16 protein-coding genes are annotated in these 18,390 nt (G+C 74.4%); 8 read left to right on the top strand and 8 right to left on the bottom strand.

Annotated elements, in window-relative coordinates; genetic code table 11:
• Window positions 1–136 precede the first annotated feature (136 nt).
• On the top strand, window positions 137–1,699 hold the full coding sequence (locus ACIGG8_RS02015; protein ID WP_396544870.1) for a protein kinase: 1,563 nt from the start codon (window positions 137–139) through the stop codon (window positions 1,697–1,699).
• A gap of 298 nt (window positions 1,700–1,997) precedes the next feature.
• Here the strand turns inward: ACIGG8_RS02015 and ACIGG8_RS02010 are convergent, their stop codons facing one another.
• From ACIGG8_RS02010 to ACIGG8_RS01990, 5 genes are all read right to left on the bottom strand, one after another.
• Window positions 1,998–2,519: an ion channel gene (locus tag ACIGG8_RS02010; RefSeq protein ID WP_396544868.1), complete on the bottom strand. Its 522-nt coding sequence runs from the start codon at window positions 2,517–2,519 to the stop codon at window positions 1,998–2,000.
• A 201-nt stretch (window positions 2,520–2,720) separates the two neighbouring features.
• The gene (gene tatA, locus ACIGG8_RS02005; RefSeq protein ID WP_350521721.1) at window positions 2,721–3,002 is read right to left on the bottom strand and encodes a Sec-independent protein translocase subunit TatA; all 282 of its coding nucleotides are present in this window, start codon (window positions 3,000–3,002) and stop codon (window positions 2,721–2,723) included.
• A gap of 207 nt (window positions 3,003–3,209) precedes the next feature.
• The gene (locus tag ACIGG8_RS02000; RefSeq protein ID WP_396544866.1) at window positions 3,210–3,779 is read right to left on the bottom strand and encodes a methyltransferase family protein; all 570 of its coding nucleotides are present in this window, start codon (window positions 3,777–3,779) and stop codon (window positions 3,210–3,212) included.
• Window positions 3,780–3,885: 106 nt separating this feature from the next.
• A complete protein-coding gene (locus ACIGG8_RS01995; protein WP_396544864.1) occupies window positions 3,886–4,521 on the bottom strand; it encodes a class I SAM-dependent methyltransferase in 636 nt (211 codons plus the stop codon).
• Window positions 4,522–4,750: 229 nt separating this feature from the next.
• Window positions 4,751–6,310, bottom strand: coding sequence for an MFS transporter (locus ACIGG8_RS01990; protein WP_396544862.1), 1,560 nt, complete (start codon window positions 6,308–6,310; stop codon window positions 4,751–4,753).
• Window positions 6,311–6,420: 110 nt separating this feature from the next.
• Between ACIGG8_RS01990 and ACIGG8_RS01985 the strand changes: the two genes are divergently transcribed.
• Window positions 6,421–7,005: a TetR/AcrR family transcriptional regulator gene (locus tag ACIGG8_RS01985; protein ID WP_396544860.1), complete on the top strand. Its 585-nt coding sequence runs from the start codon at window positions 6,421–6,423 to the stop codon at window positions 7,003–7,005.
• A 16-nt stretch (window positions 7,006–7,021) separates the two neighbouring features.
• Here ACIGG8_RS01985 and ACIGG8_RS01980 read toward each other — a convergent pair whose 3' ends face one another.
• Window positions 7,022–7,339 (bottom strand): cupin, encoded by a 318-nt coding sequence (locus ACIGG8_RS01980; RefSeq protein WP_350521716.1) that lies wholly within the window; start codon window positions 7,337–7,339, stop codon window positions 7,022–7,024.
• Between the two features lie 105 nt (window positions 7,340–7,444).
• Between ACIGG8_RS01980 and ACIGG8_RS01975 the strand changes: the two genes are divergently transcribed.
• The gene (locus ACIGG8_RS01975; protein WP_396544858.1) at window positions 7,445–7,711 is read left to right on the top strand and encodes a hypothetical protein; all 267 of its coding nucleotides are present in this window, start codon (window positions 7,445–7,447) and stop codon (window positions 7,709–7,711) included.
• Between the two features lie 69 nt (window positions 7,712–7,780).
• Here the strand turns inward: ACIGG8_RS01975 and ACIGG8_RS01970 are convergent, their stop codons facing one another.
• The gene (locus tag ACIGG8_RS01970; protein WP_396544856.1) at window positions 7,781–8,938 is read right to left on the bottom strand and encodes an acyl-CoA dehydrogenase family protein; all 1,158 of its coding nucleotides are present in this window, start codon (window positions 8,936–8,938) and stop codon (window positions 7,781–7,783) included.
• Window positions 8,939–9,250: 312 nt separating this feature from the next.
• Between ACIGG8_RS01970 and ACIGG8_RS01965 the strand changes: the two genes are divergently transcribed.
• Window positions 9,251–10,435: a TetR/AcrR family transcriptional regulator gene (locus ACIGG8_RS01965; RefSeq protein WP_396544854.1), complete on the top strand. Its 1,185-nt coding sequence runs from the start codon at window positions 9,251–9,253 to the stop codon at window positions 10,433–10,435.
• An 87-nt stretch (window positions 10,436–10,522) separates the two neighbouring features.
• Here the strand turns inward: ACIGG8_RS01965 and ACIGG8_RS01960 are convergent, their stop codons facing one another.
• Window positions 10,523–10,846, bottom strand: a complete 324-nt coding sequence (locus tag ACIGG8_RS01960) for a hypothetical protein (protein WP_396544852.1) — start codon at window positions 10,844–10,846, stop codon at window positions 10,523–10,525.
• 236 nt (window positions 10,847–11,082) lie between these two features.
• Between ACIGG8_RS01960 and ACIGG8_RS01955 the strand changes: the two genes are divergently transcribed.
• The 4 genes from ACIGG8_RS01955 (at window position 11,083) to ACIGG8_RS01940 (ending at window position 18,385) form a co-directional block, all read left to right on the top strand.
• Window positions 11,083–12,987 carry an ATP-binding protein gene (locus ACIGG8_RS01955; protein ID WP_396544850.1) on the top strand — a complete coding sequence of 635 codons (1,905 nt, stop codon included), beginning with the start codon at window positions 11,083–11,085 and terminating at the stop codon, window positions 12,985–12,987.
• Window positions 12,988–13,048: 61 nt separating this feature from the next.
• Window positions 13,049–15,412 carry a hypothetical protein gene (locus tag ACIGG8_RS01950; RefSeq protein ID WP_396544848.1) on the top strand — a complete coding sequence of 788 codons (2,364 nt, stop codon included), beginning with the start codon at window positions 13,049–13,051 and terminating at the stop codon, window positions 15,410–15,412.
• A 261-nt stretch (window positions 15,413–15,673) separates the two neighbouring features.
• On the top strand, window positions 15,674–16,327 hold the full coding sequence (locus ACIGG8_RS01945; RefSeq protein WP_396544846.1) for a DedA family protein: 654 nt from the start codon (window positions 15,674–15,676) through the stop codon (window positions 16,325–16,327).
• Between the two features lie 324 nt (window positions 16,328–16,651).
• Window positions 16,652–18,385: a threonine/serine exporter ThrE family protein gene (locus ACIGG8_RS01940; RefSeq protein WP_396545227.1), complete on the top strand. Its 1,734-nt coding sequence runs from the start codon at window positions 16,652–16,654 to the stop codon at window positions 18,383–18,385.
• Window positions 18,386–18,390 lie beyond the last annotated feature (5 nt).

Below are 18,390 nucleotides of genomic sequence, written 5' to 3'. Positions count from 1 at the left end.
CGGCCGGGGGACCGCTGCCCGGTCCCCCGACCGCCACCCCTCCGCCCCCGGCCGGGTCGCACGGCCGTACGGCTATCGTGCACAGGTGCACGAGGCGGCCCGGAACCCCGGGCAGGGCACGTGAGGGGAGCTCCAGGTGATCGGACGGGCGCTGAACGGGCGTTACGAACTCGTCGAGATGCTCGGCGTCGGCGGCATGGCCACCGTCTGGCGTGCCGTGGACCGCGTGCTGGGCCGCCAGGTGGCCGTGAAGGTCCTCAACGGGGGCCTCGCCGACGACCCGCGCTTCGCCGAGCGCTTCGGCCGCGAGGCGCAGCACGCGGCCATGCTGGTGCACCCGAGGATCGCCATGGTCTTCGACTCGGGCGTGGACGAGGGCACCCCGTTCATCGTCATGGAGCTGGTCATCGGACGTTCGCTGGCCGCCGTGCTGGCGCAGCAGCCCGCCCTGCCCGTCGAACGGGCCGTCGGCATCGCGGCGGCGGTCTGCGAGGCGCTGGCGGTGGCGCACGCCGCGGGGCTGGTGCACCGGGACATCAAGCCCGGGAACATCATGATCACCGACGACGGCGGGGTGAAGGTCGTCGACTTCGGCATCGCCCGGGCCGCCTCCTCCGACAACCTGACCCGGACCGCGAGCGTGCTCGGCACGGCCGCCTACCTCTCGCCCGAGCAGGCCACGGCCTCGGCCCTGGACGGGCGGACCGACCTGTACGCGGTCGGCTGCGTGCTGACCGAGATGCTCACCGGCGCGGCCCCGTTCACTGCCGAGACCCCGGTGGCGATCGCCTTCAAGCACGTCAACGAGCAGCCCCTGCCGCCGTCCGCGCGGCGCCCCGGCCTGCCGCCCGCCCTGGACGCGGTGGTGCTGCGCCTGCTCGCCAAGGCCCCGGCCGGGCGGCCCGCCGACGCTTCCGCCGCCCGGGCCGAACTGCTCGCCACCGTACCGGGGTTGATCGTCGGCGATCCGACGGCCGAACTCCTCGCGACCACCGCGGCGGCCACCCAGGCGCTCCCGCGGGCCGTGCCCCCGGCGTCCTCGGACCACCAGCACACCACCCTGCTCCCGCCGCAGCCCCCGGCCGCGACCTCCGTGATGGCGCCCGTTCCCGCGGCCCCGCCGGCCGGGCCCGGGCCGGAGGCGCCGGCCCGGACCGGCCGCCGCAAGCCCCTCGTGCTCGGCGCGCTGGGCGTGGCGGGCCTGGCGGGCGTCGCCGCACTGGCCCTCACCGCCTTCGACGGCCCGGCGGGCAACCCGTCGGCCGCCAGACCGGCCGTGTCCTCCGGCCCGGCCACGGCGCCCGTCACGACGCCCGCCACCGGCCCGAAGCCCGCCGCGACCGCCACCTCCGCCGCCCCCGCCACCCCGTCGGCGCCCCCGACACCCACCCAGGCCGTCCCGCGCAACCAGCCGGCGGAGCTGCAGCTCCAGTCGTTCCGGCAGGCCGTGGCCCAGGCCGACGTGGGCAAGGACCGGGACAAGCAGGCGGAACTGCTCAGGATCCTCGACACCGCCTCCACCCGCCTCGACGCGGGGGACCCGGACGCCGCCGCGCAGGAGCTCAAGAGCGCCCAGAAGGTGGTCAAGGACATGGCCAAGCGGCATGCCATCAACCCGCCGACCTACGCCAACTGGAACGCCCGGCTCTCCGCCCTGTTCGCCACCCTGCACACCGCCGCCGACCTCCAGGACGGCTGACGGCCGCCGTTCCCCCGGGGGGCGACATCCGTCGGCACCGTCCGGGACGGGCCCGTGCCGCGGTCCGGCACCACGGTCGTCGGCTGCAACACGGGACCGACCGGTTCCCTGACGCTCCACCCGGTCCCCCGTCCGTTCCGGGCGGGGGCCGGTGCGTTCCCGGGCCCGGCGGCGGCGCCCGGACGGCGGCAGCGGCGGCCTGCTGACTCCCGGTCCGATCGCGTCGGGCCTCCGGCCGGTCCGTCGGCGGGGCGGCGTCGTCCACAGCCTGTGGAGAATCCTGTGTGCCCGCGCGGGTTCAGTCCTGGCGCTTGATCCGTCGCTCCACGTTGCTGCGGACCGCCCGGGACGCCGTCCCGGCGGCCGCCGCCAGGATCACGAAGTTGTACAGGATCTGCAGGATCACCACGAGCCGTGCCGACTGCCCCGCCGGGGTGATGTCCCCGTACCCGACCGTCGACATCGTCACGACGGTGAAGTACAGCGCGTCCAGGCGTGTCTCCAGCCCGGCGAACTCCGACTTGTTGGCGCCCATCGCGTAGTACGTGGCGGAGAAGATGGTCGCCGTCAGTCCGATCAGGAACACCAGCCAGACCACCGGCCGCTTCGCCGTCCCCTGCATCACCCCGATGATCTTGGCCAGCATCAGCCAGGTCAGTCCGGCCAGCGCGCAGGTGAAGGCCGTCCAGCTGACGACCGGGTGGCGATCGCCCAACCACCCGAGCGGCAGCGTGAAGTACCCGACCATCAGCAGCGTGAATGCCAGCAGCAGCCAGCACCAGGCCCGTACGTCGGCGGACGGTGGCGAGTTGTCGGACATCCCGCCCAGCGTGTGCCGACGGAGCCCCGGGCGCCCGCCCGCCTACGCCGACCGGACGAACCGGCCCGGCGGCCGACGGGGCGCGGATCCGTCGGACCGCGGGAGCCGTCGGAACGCGAGGGCCCGGACGACGGAGGAACCCCCGGACAGCGGAACGCCCCCGGTGGGTTCACCGGGGGCGTTCCGAAAGACGGGGGAGAATCAGGCGGTCGTCTCGGGCCGCTTGTTCTCGGTGGCCTTGGTCACGTTGGTCGGCGTGACGGCCGGACGGTCCGCGCTCTGCTGGGGAGCGGCGGTGCTCTGGGCGGTGCCGGCGTCCGCCGGGGTCTCGTCCTCGCGCATGGCCTTGGTCTCGGCCTTCAGGATGCGCATGGACTTGCCCAGGCCGCGAGCCATCTCCGGCAGCTTCTTCGATCCGAACAGCAGGATTACGACCGCCAGCACCACGAAGATGTGCCAGGGCTCAAGACCGTTCCGCAGCATCCCTGGCCACCGGTCCCTTCTTGTCTAGAGTCACGGGGGGCGCGCGCGCCCGTGTTGGCCAGTATGCCTGGCCCTCACGGCGAACGGATACACCGGCCGGGAAACGCTGGCCAAAAACCAGGTGCCGCTCAAGCGGGCCGCGAGATCGAGGACGGTCGGCGGCCCGGGGCGGGACGGAGTCGGCCTCCGCGGCCCGCCCCGGTGCGATCAGTGGACGAACGGCACGAGTCGCCTGGTCACCCGGCGGTACTCGGCGTACTCGTTCCCGAGCGCCGCCAGCAGCAGCCGCTCCTCCGCGGTGATCCGCCAGCCGTACGCGGCGAACAGCAGCCCGGCGACCACCAGGGCGGCCGCCCAGCTGCCGGTGCCGAGGGCGTAGCCGATCCAGACCAGCAGGCTGCCGGCGTAGCCGGGGTGGCGGATCAGCCGGTACGGGCCGGTGCGCACGACGTGCTGGGTGTCCACGGTGCGCAGCGTACGGGTGTAGTACGCGCCCAGGGTGTGCATGCCCCAGGCCCGCAGGGCCAGCCCGGCGGCGACCAGCGGGACACCGAACCAGCTTGCCCGGAGCGGCAGTCGGCCGATCGAGCCGCGGTCGAACACCACCACGACCAGGGCCGACGCCAGGTAGCAGCCGAGCAGCAGCCGGGTCGAGCCGCGGTCGCGGCGGTCCGCTCGCCAGGTGCCGGCGGCGGCGTCCTCGCGTCGGCGCAGCAGCAGCTCGTAGGCGACCCAGCACAGGACGCCGAGGAGGGAGAGGAGGGCGGGCAGGGACACGGGGCGGCTCCCGTCGGTCGGAGGGACCCCTTCACGGTCCTCCCCCGGGGCCACCGGGGCACGCACCCGGGGGTGGACGCGGCCCCGTCCACCCCCGGGTGGACGGTCACTCCGTCCGTCGCGCCAGCAGGTAGCCGCGCCGGGTCGGGGCCTCCTCGGGCAGGCCCTCGCGTTCCATCCGCACCTCGACGCCGAATCCGGCGCGGGCGAGGTGGTCGGCGACGGCCCCGGTCTCCAGGAAGTGGAAGTCCACGTCCACCCGGTGGCCCCACCACTCCGCCATCCGCCGCACCTCGGTGCCGAGGTGGAAGGAGACCAGCAGCACCCCGCTGGGCCGCAGCACCCGCCGCACCTCGGCGAACGCGGGCGCCAGCTCGTCCGGCTCCAGGTGGATCACCGAGTACAGCGCGACGGCGGCGGCGAACTCCCCGTCGGCGGCGGGCAGCGCCAGCAGGTCGCCGGTGCGGAACGTGGCCTTCGGCTGCGCGCGCCGGGCCAGTTCGACCATCCGCGGCGAGATGTCGACCCCGACCACCTCGGCCCCGTGCCCGGCCAGCCACCCCGCCACGTGCCCGGGCCCGCACCCCAGGTCGGCCACCACCCCGCCGGCCGCCTCCTCCAGGACCACCCCCAGCAGCGCGCGGTCCACCGCCTTGTGCGCCAGCTCACCCCCGATCCGCCCCGCGTACTCCTCGGCCACCGTGTCGTAACTCCCGCGCACCCGCGCCCGATCAGCACCCATGTGCCCACCCTGGCACGCCGGGCCCGCGACGGGTGCGAGTCGACGGAAGAAGGCCGGCCGGACCGGGGCGCGTCGTCGCGGGCGAGTGCCGGGTGGCCGCCGTGCCCCGCGACCGTCGCAGGGCTCTGCTGCGGTGCCTCGGGGACCGGAGTGCCCCGAACGGCGGAGAGCCCCCGCCCGGGATGGGCGGGGGCTCTCGATGACTCGCGTGGATCGGGCCGGGACGGGGTCAGACGGTGGCGGGTTCGGCTTCGGGGGCCGGGGCGGGAGCGGCGGCCGGGAGGTGGCGCATCAGGCGGTAGGCCAGCAGCGCGGCACCGAGGGCGAGGACCACACCGACCCCCGCGGCGACGTGCAGGCCGTCGGTGAAGGCGGTGCGGGCGGTCTCCAGCAGGTCGGCGCCGAGCCGGCCGGGCAGCTGGGCGGCGACGGCGACCGCGCCGCCGAGGGTGTCCTGGGCCGCGTGGGCGGCCTCGCCCTGGACGCCCGCCGGGAGGGCGGCACCGTCGAGCTGGTGGCGGTAGACCGCGGCACCGGCCGCGCCGAGCAGGGCGATGCCGAGCGAGCTGCCGAGCTCGACCGCGGTCTCCGAGGTGGCGGAGGCGGCGCCGGCCTGCTCGACGGGGGCGGCGGAGACGACCATCTCGGCGGTCATCGTCATGGTGCCGACGGTCCCGGCGGCCAGCACGCCGGCCGCGGTGAGGATGAGCGCCAGCGGGGAGTGCGCGCCGACCTGCGTCATCATCGCGAAGCCCGCCGCGCCGATCAGGAACCCGCCGCCCATCAGGGCCGCCGGGCGGACCTTGCCGGCCAGCGCGGAGCTGATCCCGACGGCCGCGCCGACGCCGACGCTCGGCACCAGGGACCACAGCGAGGCGGTCAGCGGGCTCATGCCCTTGACCAGCTGCAGGTACTGCGAGGTGAAGAGGGAGAAGCCCATCATCGCGAACATCGCGATCGTGTTGACGCTGATCGCGCCGCTGAAGGTGCGGATCTTGAACAGGCTCAGGTCGAGCAGCGGGTTCGCGGCGGTGCGCTGGCGCCACACGAAGGCGGCGGCGAGCAGCAGGCCGGCCGCGACGGCCAGCGCGGGCAGCGGGCTCCAGCCGTCGACGGCGATGGTCTTGACCCCGTAGACGAGCGGCAGGATCGCGCCCAGCGAGAGTGCGGCGCCGAGCAGGTCGAAGCGGCCGGTGCGGGCGGTGGAGCGGTACTCGGGGAGCAGGACGGGCGCGGACAGCAGCACCAGGGCCATCACCGGGACGGCGGGCAGGAAGGCCGAGCCCCACCAGAAGTGTTCGAGCAGCAGGCCGCCGACGACCGGGCCGAGGGTGGCCCCGGCGGTGAGGACGCCGCCCCAGGCGCCGAGGGCGACCTGCCGCTGCTTGGGGTCGTGGAACATGTTGCGGATCAGCGCGAGGGTCGAGGGCATCACGGTGGCCCCGGCGGCGCCGAGCAGGGCGCGGGCCGCGATCAGCTGGTCGGCGTCGTGCGACCAGGCGGCCAGCAGCGAGGCGCCGATGAAGCCGGTGGCGCCGATCACCAGCAGCCGGCGGCGGCCGATCCGGTCGCCCAGCGAGCCCATTGTGATGAGCAGTCCGGCCAGCAGGAACGAGTACATGTCCATGATCCACAGCTGCTGGGTGCCGCTGGGCGCCAGCGTGGTGGAGATGAACGGGACGGCGAAGAAGAGCACGCCCATGTCCATGGAGAGGACGAGGGTCGGGAGCAGGAGGACGGCCAGGCCGATCCATTCGCGACGGCCTGCGCGGCCGGTGGTTGCGGTCATGAGGAAGACAGTACGAGCGTGTCAGACACTTGTCTAGTACAGATGTGTAAATCGCTCGTGCAAGACGATCGTGCAAGACATCTGTCCAGTCCTTCCGTAGGATCTGGGGCATGGGAAACCGCGAAGACCTGATGGCCGGCGCCAAGCGCTGCCTGTACGAGAAGGGCTACGGGCGCACCACCGCCCGCGACATCGCCACCGCCTCCGGTGTCAGCCTGGCCGCCATCGGCTACCACTTCGGCTCCAAGGACGCGCTGCTCAACGCGGCGATGATCGAGGCGATCGGCGAGATGGGGGCGTCCCTGGGCGAGGTGGTGGTGGCCGCCAACCAGGTGTCGGAGGACCCGGAGGAGCGCTTCGCCGCCGTCTGGGAAGGCCTCCGCGACGTCTTCGTCGAGCACCGCGGACTCTGGGCGGCCCAGTTCGAGGCCCTCGCGCAGGCCGCGCACGCCCCCGAACTGGCGCAGGCCTTCGCGGGGGCGCAGAAGGAAGGCCGGCTGGGGCTCTCCGCCCTGTTCCAGGGGCTGCCCGAGGTGGTGGACTCCGAGGAGGAGGAGGTCCGCGGCGCCTTCTACCAGACCCTGCTGGCCGGCTACGCCGCCCAGTGGCTGGCCGCGCCCGACCTCGCGCCCAGCGGGCAGGACTTCCTGCGCGGGCTGCGGCTGGTCAGCGGCAGCGTGCTCAACCCCGGCTGAGCCGCCCGCCGGGGGGTCAGGTGGTGACGGCGGTGAGCAGCACCACCGAGTCGACGTGCGCCAGCAGCCCGTGCCGCTCCTGCGGTACGGGCTCCAGGCGCCCGGCCGACAGCTCCAGCCGGCGGCCGGCGATGGTCAGCGAGACCCGGCCGCGCAGCACCTGGACGCTCCCGGCGGTGGGCGGGTTGTGCTCGTCCAGCGCGGTCCCGGCGGTCAGCGCGATCACGGTCTGCCGCAGGACGCCGTCGTGCAGCACCAGGTGGGCGCTGCGCCCGTGCGGGCTCTCGGCCGCGAGGGCGGCGTGCTCCACGGCGAGCTGTTCGAGATCGGACATCGCGCGTCCTCCTGACCCTTGCTGCCAGGGTCGCGGACGCACCCGGGTCGCGCACCCGGAGGCGCTCGACGTGCAGCCTGCGCCCACTGCGCTCATCGTGGAGGCATGGCGACCAACGAGAATTTCTTCAGCGGGTTCCAGGTCAACCGCTCGCTGCTGGCCGGTGGCGTGGTGCTCACCGGCATCGGTGCGGCGCTCGGTGCGGCCGGGACCGTGATGGTGTGTGCGGCGCTGGCCACGGCCGGCCGCAACTGGATGCGGAACATGGACGCGCCGCCGACCGCGATCGCCCACCGGGCGTTCCACGGGGCGAAGGTGGCGTCCGCCGCGGGCTGGGATGCCTGGCGAGCCGAGCAGGCATCGCCGAACTGACCGGACCGGGAAGGGCGCGGCGGGCCGCCATGGGGGTGCGGCCCGCCGCGCCGTCCTGCCCGGACGGGCCTACAGGCCCATCGACTTGGCGATGATGCTGCGCATGACCTCGCTGGTGCCGCCGTAGATCCGGAACACCCGGTTGTCGGTGTAGAGCCGGGCGATCGGGTACTCCAGGATGTAGCCGTAACCGCCGTGCAGCTGGAGGCACTTGTCGATCACGGTGGAGGCCGACTCGGTGCAGAAGAGCTTCGCCGCGGCCGCGTCGGCCACGGTCAGCTCGCCGCGCTGGTACAGCTCCAGCGCGCGGTCCACCATCGACTGCTGCGCGACCACCTGGGCCTCGCAGTCGGCCAGGGTGAACTTGGTGTTCTGGAACTCGGCCACGGCCTTGCCGAACACCTTGCGGTCCTTGACGTACTGCACCGCGAACCGGACCGCCGCCGCGGCCGCCGCGTACGCGCCGACGGCGATCGCCAGGCGCTCCTGCACCAGGTTGTGGGTCAGGTAGGCGAAGGCCCTGCCCTCCTCGCCGAGCAGGTTCTCCACCGGCACCTTGACGTCGCTGAACGCCAGCTCGGCGGTGTCCGAGGTGCGCAGGCCGATCTTCTGCAGCTTGCGGCCGACGGTGTAGCCCGGGGAGGCGGTGTCCACGCACAGGATGGACAGGCCGGCCCGGCGGTCGGCCGGGTCGTACGGGGCGGTGCGGCAGACCACCAGGACCAGGTCGGCCAGCACGCCGCCGGTGATGAAGGTCTTGGCGCCGTTCAGGACGTAGTGGGTGCCGTCCTCGGAGAGCCGCGCGGTGGTGGTGATGCCCGCGAGGTCGGAGCCGGCGCCCGGCTCGGTCATCGCGATCGCGGTCATGATGTCGCCGGAGACGAAGCCGGGCAGCCAGCGCCGCTTCTGCTCGTCGTTCGTGTACTCCAGCAGGTACGGCAGCACCAGCCCGGTGTGCACGCCGGAGGAGCCGAAGCTGACACCCGCCCGGGCGGTCTCCTCGGCGATCACCGCCTGGTACTTGAAGCCGCTCTCGCCCGCGCCGCCGTACTCCTCCGGGACCTCGATGCCGTACACGCCGAGCGCACCGAGCTGCCGGTAGAAGTCGCGCGGCGGGTGGCCCTCGGCCTCCCAGCCCTCGTAGACCGGGACGACCTCGTTGGCGATGAAGTCCCGGATGGTCTCCCGGAAGGCCTCGTGGTCCTCGTTGAACACGGTGCGGCGCACGGCGGCGCTCCCTTCGACGGTGCCGGCCGGAGCTGCCGGCGGGGCGGAACGTGCCAGGTGATGGCCCCACAAGTTAATCCCGGGTAGCTTCGGCTGTCCAGAGTCGACGGGCATGGGGGACACGGTCGGCGGCGGTGCGGAGTGAATCCTTGCTAGCCTTCGTTCGACGCCGCTTCGACGCCGCTTCGCGGGCGGTGACACACCGGTTCCGATGCCCGTTCGGCGACCGCTCGACGCCCGGATCGGCGCCCGGATCGGCGCTCGGCCGGTACCGGGCGGCGGGTACCCGGCCGGACGGGAGGGAGGTGCGCCATGGTGGTCCGACGGCCGCCCGGGCGGCGTGCCCAGATCCTCGCCGTGGCCGCCGACCGATTCCACCGCAGCGGCTACCACCAGGTGTCGATGACCGAGGTCGCCGCCGGGGTCGGCATCACCGCGCCCGCGCTCTACCGGCACTTCCGCGGCAAGCCCGAACTGCTCGACCGTGCCGTCCGGTTGGGGCTCGACGAGCTCGCCGGCGGACTGCGTGCGGCCGGCACCGCGGAGGAGGTCGGAGCCGTGCTGGCCGCCGTCGCGGTCGGCCACCGCCCGCTCGGCACCCTGGTGCAGCGCGACGCCCGGCTGCTGCCGCCGGCCCGGCGCGCCGCGCTGCGCCGCGAGCTGCGCGCCGACGTCGCGCTGATGACCGCCGTACTGCGCGCGGAGCGCCCCGAACTCCCGGCAGCCGATGCCGAGCTGCTCTGCTGGGCGGCGCTCTCGGCCTGCGCCGGGCTCTCCTACCAGTCGGCGGCGCCGCAGCCCCGTCGCGCCGAGGCGCTGCTGCGCGAGCTGGTCGCGGCCGTCCTCGCGGTCACGCCGGCCGGCACGGCCACCGTGCCCCGGCCCGAGTCCCAGGCCGAGCCCGAGTCCGTGCCCGCAGCCGGACCGGTGTCGGGGCCGAGGCCGCAGGCGCGCCGGGAGGAACTGCTCGCGGCCGCCGTCCGGCTGTTCCACCAGCGCGGCTTCGACAACGTCAGCACCGACCAACTCGGCGCCGCCGTGGGCATCTCCGGCCCCAGCGTGTACCGGCACTTCGACAGCAAGGCCCACCTGCTCGCCGCCTCGCTGGTGCGCAGCCGCGAGCGGCTCTGGCACGAGGTGGACGGCGCGATCACCGCCGCGGCCGGGCCCGGTGCGGCGCTGGCGGCCGGGCTGGGCGCGTACGTCGGCTTCGCGCTGCGCAACGGCGACTACCTGGGAGCGATGCTCAGCGAGACGGAGAGGCTGGCGCCGCCGGACCGGCGGGCCGCAGTGGACTTCCGGCGGGACTTCCTGCGCACCTGGGTCGGTCTGCTGCGGCAGGTGCGCCCGGAGTGCGACGCGGCCACCGCCCGGATCCGGGTGCACGCCCTGTTCGCGCTGGTCAACGACGGGGTGCGGAACCGCCCGCACAGCGCCCGGCCGGACCTTGAGGACTGCCTGCTGCGCCTCGGCCGGGCGGTGCTGGGGCTGTCCTGAGACGCGGAACGGGCCGGGTGCCCGCCCCGCGGTGACGGGACGGGCACCCGGCCCGGCGGGCAGGCCCTGGTGCCGGAGCTGCGGGCCCTAGTACAGGACGTGCGGGTAGTACACCCGGGCGTCGACGTTGCCGTTGCCCTGCAGCGCGTCGACGTTCCCGCCGTTCCCGGCCACGGCGAGACCGTTGTTCTGGTTGGAGGCGCCCGAACCGGTGGCCGTCTGCTGGGTGTTGACCACGTTGCCGTGGACGGTGCCGATGACGTTGCCGGAGCCGACGTTGCTCACCACGCTGCCGTTGGAGTGGTCGATCGCGCCGGCGCCGTTGTCGGCGTGCGCGGTGGCGGCACCGAAGCCGACGAGGAGGAACGCGCCGAGGGCGGTGACGGCGGCGGCTGCGCGAATACGGGACACGCTGATCTCCCTGACTGGACGTGCGAATTGTGGCGCGTTCCGGAGTGGCCGCTCCGGAGCGCCGTTGCCTGACGTCGCCCGGTCAGCATTCACCAGTGATCGCGCGAACTCCACCGAACGGGTGGCAATTCCTCCGATGGTGGAGGCCCGGTCAATTGCGAGTTGACCGCAATCCGTCATTCCGTCGAGAAGAAAGAAATGGTGGGCAGATTGTCGCACTGGCACACTGAGGACCCATGTCTGAAGGTGCCCAGTCCGAGCCCACCCCCGTCGAGGAACTGCGGACGACCGAGGTCGATCTCGGCGGCCTGGTGAACGTCCTCGCCACCCACCTCTACTCCACCCCGCTGGTCGCCCTGCGCGAACTCGTCCAGAACGCGCACGACTCGCACACCCGACGGCTCCTGGAGGACCCGGAGGGCGAGCACCGCCCGCTGATCCGGGTGCGCGCGGACGCCGCCCGGCGCACCGTCGCCATCGAGGACACCGGGGCCGGCCTGACCGAGCCCGAGATCCACTCCTACCTCGCCACCGTCGGCACCGGCTACACCCGCATGCTGCGCGAACTGACCGGCAACCAGGAGCTGATCGGCGCCTTCGGGCTGGGCTTCCTGTCCGCGTTCTCGATCGCCGACGAGGTGACCGTCACCACCACCTCGCACCGCGAGCCGCAGCTCGGCCACCGCTACCGCAGCCGCGGCGGCGAGCAGTACCGGGTCGAGCCGGTGCCCGCCCGGCCCCGCCCCGGCACGGTGGTCGAGCTGGCGCTCAAGGCCGAGCACTCCCACCTCGCCGACGAGGACACCCTGCGCGAGGTCCTCGCCCGGTACTGCGTGCTGCTCCCGATCCCGGTCCACGTCGGTGACGACGAACAGCCCGTCAACTCCGTCGAGGTGCCCTGGCGCCAGGCGGTGGGGGGCGACCAGCACGCCGCCCGGATGCGCTTCGCCACCGCCTTCGGCCGCCGCTTCGAGCCGCTCACCGCCTTCCCGGTGCAGCCGGTCGACGGCGCCACCGACGCGATCGGCCTGCTGTGGGTCCAGGACGGCGGCACCTACGGCAGCAGCGACAACCGCGACCTCGCGGTGTACCTGCGCGGCATGCTGCTCGCCGAGGACGCCCGCGACCTGCTGCCCGGCTGGGCCGGCTTCATCGGCGGCGTGGTCGAGTCCGGCCGGCTCACCCCCACCGCCAGCCGCGAGGACCTCCAGCGCGACGAGCACTACCGCGCGCTCCAGAAGGCCCTGACCGACGCCATCGTGGACGGCCTCTACGAGACGGCCCGGCTGCGGCCCGCCGCCTGGCGCCGCATCCTCACCCGGCACGGCCAGGACCTGCTCGGCGCCGCGCTCTGCGACGACCGGCTGTTCACCCTGCTCGCCGACGACGTCCCGGTGCCCACCTCGCAGGGCGACCTCACCGCGGGCGCGCTGCGCGCGGCGGGAGGCGGAGCGGTGCACGTCGCGCTCGGCACCGGCGGCGGCTTCGAGGAGATGCTCTACCGGGCGATGCGGGTGCCGATCGCCCGCGGCGACCGCTACGCCGTGCTGCCCTTCCTGCGCCGCTACGCCGGGCTGCGCGGCTGCCGACTGGTCGAGCTGGGCAGCGAGCAGGGCAACCGCGAGCTGTTCCGCGACCCGGAGCGGCCGCTGCCGGAGGGCGAGGAGGCCTGGCTGGCCGCCGCCCTCGCCGACCCGGGCGAGCAGCTCGTCCCGGCCCGCTTCGACCCGCCCGGCCTGCCGCTGGTGGTCGTCCCGGACCGCGAGGCCGAGCTGAAGGCCCGGATCGAGGACGACCAGGCCGACGCCCGGATCCCGTCCGCCGCGCTGCGGCTGGCCCGCGCCTTCACCGCCCGCACCGACGGCGAGGTCAAGGCCCGGCTCTACCTCAACCTGGCCTGCCCGGCGGTCGAGGACCTGCTCGCCGCCTACCGCGGCGGGCACACCGGCAGCGCCACCGCGGCCGGGCTGCTCCGCTCGCTCAAGGTGATCATGGCCGCGGCCTCCTCCGGCCCCGCCGAGGGTGACCTCACCGCCGCGCTGACCGGTATCGGCACGGCGGTCTCCGCACTCACCGCCGTCGTCCCGGCCGGGCTGCCGGACGTCCCGGACAGCCCCGGCGCGCTGTCGGACGAAGCGTGACGGACGGATTGTCAGTGGTCCGCGGTAGACAACTCATCAGCACGACGCAGGGGGAACGAGCATGACCACCGACATCTGGTCCTGGGTGCGGGACGCCCACCGGCAGCTGGTCGAGGCCGGCCACCACCGGCTGGCCGACGCCATCGTCGAGCTGCCCGAGCACGCCACCGAGGGCCGCAACGACCAGCTGGACGCGCTGTACCCGGAGGCGGTCGCCGCCGCACGGTCGCTCGACCTGCCCTGGGTCGAGGTCTACCTGCGGCACTGGCGGATGCAGAACCTGCTGAACAAGCGCCAGCAGGGCGAGGCGGTCATGCCCGAGGTGATCGACCTGCTGGAGTTCGCCCACCGGGACGAGACGGCCGGCTGTCCGCAGTCCGTCTGCGTGGTGCAGGACTTCGCGATCTGCCACGCTCGGGTCGACGGGCCCGGGTACGTGACCGAGCGGCTGGAGGTGGTCGGCGAGACGCTGGAGCGGATCGAGCCCGGCCGGGCCTGCTACGACTGCCTCTCCCGCGAGTACTCCGACGCCCTGGAGGACGACGGCCGGGCCGCCGAGGCGCTCGACCACCTGGACGGCGCCGCCAACCGCATGCGCGCGGCCGGCCAGCGGGTCTCGCTCCGCTTCCACCAGGCCCGGGCCGGCACCCTGCACCTGCTCGGCCGGTACGAGGAGGTGCTGGAGCTGCTGGACACCGCCGAGCGGGCCGAGCAGCAGCCGGGGCAGCAGCTGGACGAGCGCGACCAGCGCTGGGGCGCCCTGCTGCGGGCCCGCGCGCTCGCCGCGCTCGGTCGCACGGACGAGGCGCTCGCCCTGCTCCCCGAGCGGGCCGAGGCCGAGCAGCACGCCGACCTGCGGCCCACCTGGACGCAGACGGTCGAGCTGCTGGTCGCGGCCGGCGCGTGGGAGAACGACGCCGAGCTGGGTGCCGTGCTGGCCGGCTGGGTCGGGTACCTGGACGACGCCGGTGCGCACCGCCCGTGCGTGGACCTGCTGCTGGCGGCGGGTCGGCTCGCCGTCGCGCGCGGCGCCCGCACGGTGGCGCTGACGCTGGCCACGACCGGAGAGCGTAAGCTCACCCGGTTGCGTCGCACCGACGGCGTGTCCGCGGAGGTCGCCGCCCTGCGCGCGGCCGCCGAGGCGCTGCCGGAGCCCGGGCTGCCCGTCCCGCCGGGCGAGCTGACGGCGTACCTGGCCGAGGCCGAGGTGCCGTTCGAGACCGGCGCCGACCTGCTCTCCGTCGCCCTGGACCGGTACCGGGGTGAGCAGGCCGGCGCCACCGGGCTGACGGTGCTCCTGGCCACCGTGCTGGGCGGCCTCGGCCACGCCCGGGCCGCGGCCGACCTGCTGTGGCAGCGGCTGGAGACGGACCCGGAGGACCGGGAGCTGACCGGTACGCTCGGCGAGCTGCTGATCGCCGCCCGGGACGCCGAGGGCGTGCTTCGCCTCGCCGACCGGCTGGCCGCCACGGCACCGGCCGACGGGCACTGGATACGCGCCCGCTGGGCCGCCGCCGAGAGCCGGTGGACGGAGGTGCTGGAGCGGTGCGAGGCGATCCTGGCGCTGGACGACGAGGTGCTCAACACCCGGCGCCTCGCCGCCCGGGCCGCCACCGAGCTGGGGGACCACGCCGGTGCGCAGCGGCTCTACCAGGAACTGCTGGAGCGGGCGCTGCCCGCCGAGGGCGCCCCGGACGACGAGGACCACCGGGTGGTCCGGGAGCCCGACCTCTGGCACCTGATCACCGCGGCCAGTGCCAACCGGGACTGGGCCGTGGTGCGCTCCGCCGGGGCGTTGCTCGACATCGAGTTCGACGAGCCCGAGGGCCCGGTGGACGAGGAGTGGCAGCTGGTCACCGTCCGGGCGGCCCGGACCAACGGTGCGACGGTCGACCTGCCCGCGGTGCGGACCGGACCGGCCACCGCCCGCATCCTGCCGGTGCTCGGTGACGACCTGACGCTCAACCACGGCGACGTGGTGGTCTTCGCCCCGGCCCTGCTGGAGCGCCCGCCGGCCGAGGACGCCCCGGAGGAGGAGCAGCGGCGCTGGCGCCCGGTGTTCGAACTGCTCACCATACTCGACCCGGCGGGGTACACCACCTACTGGATCGACGGCGGCTGGCCCGGCGACGAACCGTGGGGCGCCCTGCGCGAGCGGCTGCAGGAGTCCGGCTACGCGCTGTGGGCGTACAGCGGGGACCACTACCGGATCACCGACCCGGCGGACGGGGACGAGGACGCGACGCTGCCCGGGATCTACGCGGCCGTCGGTGTGCCGCCGACCGCCTCGGCCGCCGAGGCCGACGCCCTGCTGCACCGGCTGACCGGCGACTGGCCGCACCCGCTCGCCTGGCCGACCCTGGCCGAGGCGGCCGGCGCGGACGTCGCCCGGCACGAGGAGATCGTCGAGCGCTACGGCCTCTGACCCGTCGTACCGACTTCGCACGACTCCACTCGACTCCGTACGACTCCGTACGACCACCCGGCCCCGGCGGGCCGGCCCTCCGGGGCCCGCCGGGGCCGCGGGCATTCCCGGCTCCGGCCTTCGCCGGGCGGTTCCGGCGCCGGGCTCGGTCGTGCGGTCCTGGCCTCGGCGGTTGCCGGGAACTATCCGGCCCCCACCCGAGTCATTGTCAATGCTTTACCGTTGCATTGCCAAGACTCGACCTCCGGGAGTGCCCGCACCGTGACCAGCCTCGCCCTCGGCCCGTCCTGGCTCGATCCGACCACCCTGATCTCCACCTTCGGCCTGCTCGGCATCCTGGCCATCGTCTTCGCCGAGTCCGGCCTGCTGATCGGGTTCTTCCTGCCCGGCGACTCGCTGCTGTTCACCACCGGCCTGCTGGTGGCCGGCGGCACCTACCTGCACCAGCCGCTCTGGCTGGTCTGCGTGCTGATCGTGGCCGCGGCCGTGGCCGGGGACCAGGTCGGCTACCTCTTCGGCCGCAAGGTCGGCCCGAGCCTGTTCCGCCGCCCCGACTCGCGGGTCTTCAAGCAGGAGAACGTCGAGAAGGCCGCCGCCTTCTTCGACCGGCACGGGCCCAAGGCGATCGTGCTGGCCCGCTTCGTGCCGGTCGTCCGCACCTTCACCCCGATCGTCGCCGGGGTGAGCAGGATGAACTACCGCGGCTTCGTCGTGTTCAACCTGGTCGGTGGCGTGCTGTGGGGCGGCGGGGTCACCGTGCTCGGCTACTTCCTGGGGCAGATCCCGTTCGTCCGGGACAACATCGAGGCGATCCTGGTGGGCATCGTGCTGCTCTCTGTGGTCCCGGTGGCGATCGAGCTGCTGCGGGCCCGCCGGTCCGGCACGGCACCCGCCACCCGCCAGCGCGCCGGGTAGGCGCCCGTGGCCCGGGCCACGGGACGTCGCGTACATGTGCGTCCGGCTGTTCGATCAGGCAAGGTGTAACCCGAGATCGAGCGGTGGGTGGCCGGTGGCCCCCAGGGGCGGCAAGGAGCGGAAGTGCCTAAGCGGGGCCGACCGGGTGCGGGCAAGCGGGCGAGGGGAGGCCGGGCGGTCCGCCAAGCGCGGCAGACACCCCCGAATCCGGTGCACCCCGCCGACGCCCCGCCCACCGAGGGCCTGCTCGGCCACCCCGCCCCGCCCGTCGAGCACACCACCGTCGTCCCGCTCCTCCCGCCCGTCCCGGAGACCAAGGGCCTGCTGGCGCCCGAGCCCGCCCCGCCCGTCGAGCCCGCCCCGCCCGTCGAGCCCGCGCCGCCCGTCGAGCCCGCGCCGCTCCCCGGGCCCCCGGCGTCCGCCGGGCCGCACCCGGAACTCACCGTCGACGTGCGCCCCCGGGAGGCGGCCCACCGGGCCGCGGCTCCCGGGGAGGCCGCCCCGGGGGGCGCGGCCCGCCCGGCCCGCCGCCGCTCGGTCGCCGAGGACACCCTCACGCCCGAGGAGTGGCGGGCGGCCGGGTACACCCCGCCGACCGGCATCCCGATCCCCGACCTGACCGCCGGCGCGCCCGGCGAGGCGCCCTGGCCGGACCGGATGCGCACGCTGCTGCGCACCCCGATGTCCGAGCGCCCGTCCTTCGAGCGGACCGCCCGCGAGCTGCACCCCTCGGCGGGCACCGCCCGCAACGTCCCCCGCATCCTCGACCTGACCCTGCGCCTCGGCGAGCTGCTGCTGGCCAGCGGTGAGGCCGCCGAGGACGTCGAGGCGGCGATGCTCGGCATCGCGCACGCCTACCGGCTGGACCGCTGCGAGCCGCAGGTGACCTTCACCCTGATCGGCATCTCGCACCAGCCCTCGCTGGTCGAGCCGCCGGTCACCGCCGACCGCGTGGTGCGTCGGCGCACCTCCGACTACACCCGGCTGAACGCGGTGTACGAGCTGGTCGCGGACATCACCGCGGAGAAGACGTCGGTCAACGACGCCTACCGCCGGCTCGCCCTGATCCGCCGCAACCGGCACCCGTACCCGGCCTGGCTGCTCGCCCTGACCACCGGTCTGCTGGCCGGTGCGGCGACCTTCCTGGTCGGCGGCCGGCTCGACGACAAGGCCTGGCTGGTCTTCGCCAGCGCCTTCATCGCGGCCGTCCTGGGCGACCGGATGGCCTCCGGGCTGGCCCGGCGCCGGCTGCCGGAGTTCTACCAGTTCGTGGCGGCCGCGATGCCGGCCGCCGCCTCCGGGATCATCCTGTCCTTCAACGACTGGGGCCTGCGCGGCTCGGTCGTGATCACCGGTGGCCTGTTCGCCCTGCTGCCCGGGCGCGCCCTGGTGGCCGCCGTGCAGGACGGCCTGACCGGCTTCTACATCACCGCCGCGGCCCGCCTGCTGGAAGTGATCTACCTGGTCGCGGGCATCGTGATCGGCGTCATGGTGATCCTCTACCTGGGCGTCGGCTTCGAGGCGAAGCTCCGGCCGGACGAGAGCCTGGTCGGGATCAGCTACCCGCCGGTGCAGATGGTCGCCGCGATGGTGCTGACCCTGGCCTTCGCGATGCTGCTGCAGACCGACCGCCGCACGCTCGCCCTGGTCACGGCCAACAGCGGCATCGGCTGGGCCAGCTACGGCGCGCTGGTCTACAACGCGGGCGTCAACCCGATCGCGGCGACCGGCGTGGCGGCCGGCCTGGTCGGTCTCTTCGGGCAGCTGATGGCGCGCTACCGCAACGGCTCGGCGCTGCCGTACGTGACCGCCGCGATCGGCCCGCTGATGCCGGGTTCGGCGCTCTACCTCGGGATGCTCGCCTTCGCGCAGGGCCACTCCAGCGCCGGTCTGGTGTCGGTCTTCCGGGCGGCGGCGATCGCGATGGCGCTGGCGGTCGGGGTGAACCTCGGCGGGGAGATAGCCCGGCTGTTCCTGAAGCTGCCGGTGGGTGCCGAGCTCCCGTCGCTCTACCCGGCGGTGCCCCGCCGGGCGGCCAAGCGCACCCGGGGGTTCTGACCGTG

Source organism: Kitasatospora sp. NPDC085464 (genome assembly GCF_044541955.1).
In the GTDB taxonomy this organism is placed as follows: Bacteria; Actinomycetota; Actinomycetes; order Streptomycetales; family Streptomycetaceae; genus Kitasatospora.
Note: the sequence above shows the minus strand (reverse complement) of the source record. Positions and strands in the feature narration are given on the sequence as shown.

What these genes read in the sequence shown, in the direction of transcription:
- tatA (WP_350521721.1), bottom strand. Translation starts at nt 3,002, where the DNA reads ATGCTGCGGAACGGTCTTGAGCCCTGGCACATCTTCGTGGTGCTGGCG.
- ACIGG8_RS01985 (WP_396544860.1), top strand. Translation starts at nt 6,421, where the DNA reads ATGGGAAACCGCGAAGACCTGATGGCCGGCGCCAAGCGCTGCCTGTAC.
- ACIGG8_RS01950 (WP_396544848.1), top strand. Translation starts at nt 13,049, where the DNA reads ATGACCACCGACATCTGGTCCTGGGTGCGGGACGCCCACCGGCAGCTG.
- ACIGG8_RS01995 (WP_396544864.1), bottom strand. Translation starts at nt 4,521, where the DNA reads ATGGGTGCTGATCGGGCGCGGGTGCGCGGGAGTTACGACACGGTGGCC.
- ACIGG8_RS01955 (WP_396544850.1), top strand. Translation starts at nt 11,083, where the DNA reads ATGTCTGAAGGTGCCCAGTCCGAGCCCACCCCCGTCGAGGAACTGCGG.
- ACIGG8_RS02010 (WP_396544868.1), bottom strand. Translation starts at nt 2,519, where the DNA reads ATGTCCGACAACTCGCCACCGTCCGCCGACGTACGGGCCTGGTGCTGG.
- ACIGG8_RS01990 (WP_396544862.1), bottom strand. Translation starts at nt 6,310, where the DNA reads ATGACCGCAACCACCGGCCGCGCAGGCCGTCGCGAATGGATCGGCCTG.
- ACIGG8_RS01975 (WP_396544858.1), top strand. Translation starts at nt 7,445, where the DNA reads ATGGCGACCAACGAGAATTTCTTCAGCGGGTTCCAGGTCAACCGCTCG.
- ACIGG8_RS01980 (WP_350521716.1), bottom strand. Translation starts at nt 7,339, where the DNA reads ATGTCCGATCTCGAACAGCTCGCCGTGGAGCACGCCGCCCTCGCGGCC.
- ACIGG8_RS01965 (WP_396544854.1), top strand. Translation starts at nt 9,251, where the DNA reads ATGGTGGTCCGACGGCCGCCCGGGCGGCGTGCCCAGATCCTCGCCGTG.